Source organism: Sphingosinicella sp. (genome assembly GCF_052387495.1).
Lineage (GTDB): Bacteria > Pseudomonadota > Alphaproteobacteria > Sphingomonadales > Sphingomonadaceae > Allosphingosinicella.
The window spans coordinates 1-3,112 of record NZ_JBQTJC010000230.1; the positions used below are offsets into that span (position 1 = coordinate 1).

Here is a 3,112-nt window from a genome sequence, read left to right on the forward strand (position 1 = left end):
CTCGGCGAGGAGGTGACCATCCGCGCGGAGCGTGGGCTTCGGCAGTTCGCGGCGGGCGACCGGATCATGTTCCTGAGGAACGAGCGAGGCCTCGGCGTCAAGAACGGCTCGCTCGGCCGGGTTGAGAGCGTCAGCGCCGTGCGGATGGCCGTGTTGCTCGACGACGGGCGCGCCGTCGCCTTCGACCTCAAGGATTATGCGCATGTCGATCACGGCTATGCGGCGACGATCCACAAAGCCCAGGGCGTGACGGTTGATCGGGTGCGCGTGCTTGCGACGCCTGGCCTGGATCGCCATGCCGCTTATGTCGGGCTTTCCCGCCATCGCGACCGTGTCGACCTGCATTATGGCGGCGACGACTTCGCCGATCGGGGCAAGCTCGTCCGGGCGCTCTCGCGCGAGCGGGGCAAGGATATGGCCTCGGATTATGCGCGGGAGTTCGCCGACCGGCGAGCGATTGTTCTATCGGCGCCGGCTGGCCCGGCCCGGCAGCTCGACATGTTCGATGGTCCGAGGGTTCCACCCACGCCAGGGCGGGCGGCTCCCGCTTCGCGATCCTCCTTGCATGAGGCAGTTGTACGCTTTGCCAGGACAACGGCGGAAATCGTCCGGATGCGCGAAGGCGGACTGGAAGAGTTCCCCACCCAGCGCGCCGAGTTTGACTCAGCGCGTCACGCGCTCGACGCGGTGAGGCCGGATGGGGCTCGCGACCTCCGCGCGGCATTCGTTCGCGACATGCAGATGATCGGGGAGACGGCAGCGGGCACTTCCAGGAATGCCATCAATGCGATGGAGTGGGAGCGCCGGCACCGAACCGATCCGCAATTCCGCGCAGATCACTTTGTGAAAACCTGGCGGCAGCTCGGCGACCGGCATGAGATGTTCGAACGGCGCGGAGATGAAGGGAGCGCTAGGCGCATCGCCGATCAGATGACAGGTATGGCAAAGAGCCTGGAACGCGACCCGCAGGTCGAGTCCCTGTTGCGCCGGCGAAGCAGTGATCTCGGCATGCCGCCATTTATGGAGAAGCCGCTTTCCCAGACGCTGCCGCAGTGGATAGGCTGGGGAAGGGGACGCGGCTTGGGGCGGTAGAGCCGGCTATACGCCGCTCCTTCGTGGAGTTAACGGTGCCTTCGGAACGCCGTCGCCGGCGCGCGACAAAAATCGTGCAACAAAATCGGCAATTGGGTTGCGCGAAAAAACTCTCCAATAGATCATGGCGGGCGAAGCGACAGCAGAAGTTGGCATCAACAACGAAAACCCTATCATGCAACACTTACCTCAATCCGACGCGGTAAAGGCGGGCATATCAAAGGCGGGTGATCTGCTCGCCTGGATCGATCGGAAGCTTCATGGCATTGAGTTAAAAGGGGATCACCGCCATCGCATTCCAGCGCAGCTCTTCGACCTGGCGCTGGAGCACGCTGCGGGCATCCTCCGATTGGTCGCTGCCAAAAACTACGCAAGTGCATTCGCGTTGGTCCGCTGCGAGTTCGAGTGCTTCGTGCGCGGCGCCTGGCTGCACCATCGGGCGACTGATACTGAGATCGAGGCGTTCGTCGAAAAAGACGAGATCAAACCGATGATGTGGGAGTTGATTGAGGCTCTCGAAGCGGCTCCGCCATTCCAGGACAACCTCCTGTCGAGCGTCAAGGACAAGGGGTGGAAGGCGATGAACGGCTACACTCATGGCGGCATCCATCAGGTCAGCCATCGGCTTCAGGGCGATTACATCGAGCCCTCCTTTGAGGATGAAGCCATTCTCGAAGTCATACAATTCGCAGCTACGATGGCGTTGATTGCCTTCGGTGAGATCGCGGCGATGGCCGGGCAGAACGACCTTATCGAGGAAGCGCAGGCCATGATGGATAGCGGTGCTTCCACAGTCCTGCCGGCGCCTCCGCAGACCGAGGCTGCATCATAGTTGGGAGCAAAGCTACCGAGCCGCTATCCACGTTGGATGGGCAGTCGCAGCATCCCCGGACCAAGGTCGTCCCTGTCAGCATCGTGCCTAGCGCCCGAGCCTTGGACGAGCAGCACCTTCGACATTTCTCGGCATTTCCCTTGGCCCTACGTCTCACTCAGCGCCAGATTAAGAGGCGGAATTTCTTGACCATCGCCTCCTCATACAACGAGGTCGGGCGTCACCTCCAACAGCATATAACGGAGTTGGCTGGTCGCGTCGGTCCACGTGAAATTGTAGTCGTGCGTTAGTGTAATCGGGGGTCCGTGAGGCTTCGGTGTCCGGTAGACCATCTGCCTCCCAGCCAAATATGATTTGCCGTGTCGTAGGTCAAAATCCTGCGTGTCGGGTGAATAGACCTCTTGATCGACGTAGTGGGGATGATCCGTCGCAACGAGCATGAAGCCTAGATCTGCCACGTCCTTGCAGCACTCTAGGCGAGCGATGTCTTTGAACACTTCGTAGCGGTTATTCGGCTCGCGCTGGTTCGCCTTCTTGAAGAATTTCAGCTCGATGGCGCATCGACACTCCCGGTCATCGGCGCTTGTGAGCCTAAACCAAATGTCAATGCGACCCCGCTTCGCTCCTGGCAGGGGTTTTTCCAACTCGATCGAAAACGTCTCGCGTGGGTGAACTAGCGCGAGGTCGCCAACGGTCGTGATTACCCGACCCAGATGGAGCTGGAGGGTGGCTTCGCTTTCGCACCGGACCCGTCCGCCTTCTATTTGGGCGAACAGTGTACGGACAGCTATGAACACAATTTCGCGGAGCCGTTCGACAGCCATATCCTAGATCCCATCTGTCAGCCGCGTAGATGCCTGTCGGGTTGCACGCAATGCCGTGCCGGGGCCTTCCGAACGAAGAGCAGCTAAATGGACACCGGCTACCGATACAAAGTCGGAGACTCATCAAAAGCGCGCGCGCCGCCGGCCAATCGGGCTTCGGAGCCAAGCCAAACATCGTACTGCGGCTTATTTCGCGAAAGGCTCCCGTAAAGTATTAGGGGACTGGCGTGGACCGCGCCGCGGGCACCAACTAGCGAGAAAGAGCGACACAGGGGGAGAAGAAGAATGGCGATCGAGCGTGGAACGGTTCAGTTAAACATCGAGCGGGGCGGCGGGCTAGGCGAATTCCGGAAATTCTTGGGTG

2 protein-coding genes and 1 pseudogene are annotated in these 3,112 nt (G+C 60.6%); 2 read left to right on the plus strand and 1 reads right to left on the minus strand.

The features are described from left to right. Together ACT4N8_RS12635 and ACT4N8_RS12640 are read left to right on the plus strand one after the other, a co-directional pair. Positions 1 to 1,092: pseudogene (locus ACT4N8_RS12635) on the plus strand (Ti-type conjugative transfer relaxase TraA); the annotation flags it as partial. 124 nt (positions 1,093 to 1,216) lie between these two features. Beyond that, a complete protein-coding gene (locus ACT4N8_RS12640) occupies positions 1,217 to 1,924 on the plus strand; it encodes a DUF6988 family protein (protein WP_444858481.1) in 708 nt (235 codons plus the stop codon). Between the two features lie 200 nt (positions 1,925 to 2,124). On the opposite strand, the gene ACT4N8_RS12645 is transcribed toward ACT4N8_RS12640, so the two are convergent. Further along, positions 2,125 to 2,748, minus strand: coding sequence for a hypothetical protein (locus ACT4N8_RS12645; protein WP_444858482.1), 624 nt, complete (start codon positions 2,746 to 2,748; stop codon positions 2,125 to 2,127). Positions 2,749 to 3,112 lie beyond the last annotated feature (364 nt).

What these genes read in the sequence shown, in the direction of transcription:
- ACT4N8_RS12640 (WP_444858481.1), top strand. Translation starts at nt 1,217, where the DNA reads ATGGCGGGCGAAGCGACAGCAGAAGTTGGCATCAACAACGAAAACCCT.
- ACT4N8_RS12645 (WP_444858482.1), bottom strand. Translation starts at nt 2,748, where the DNA reads ATGGCTGTCGAACGGCTCCGCGAAATTGTGTTCATAGCTGTCCGTACA.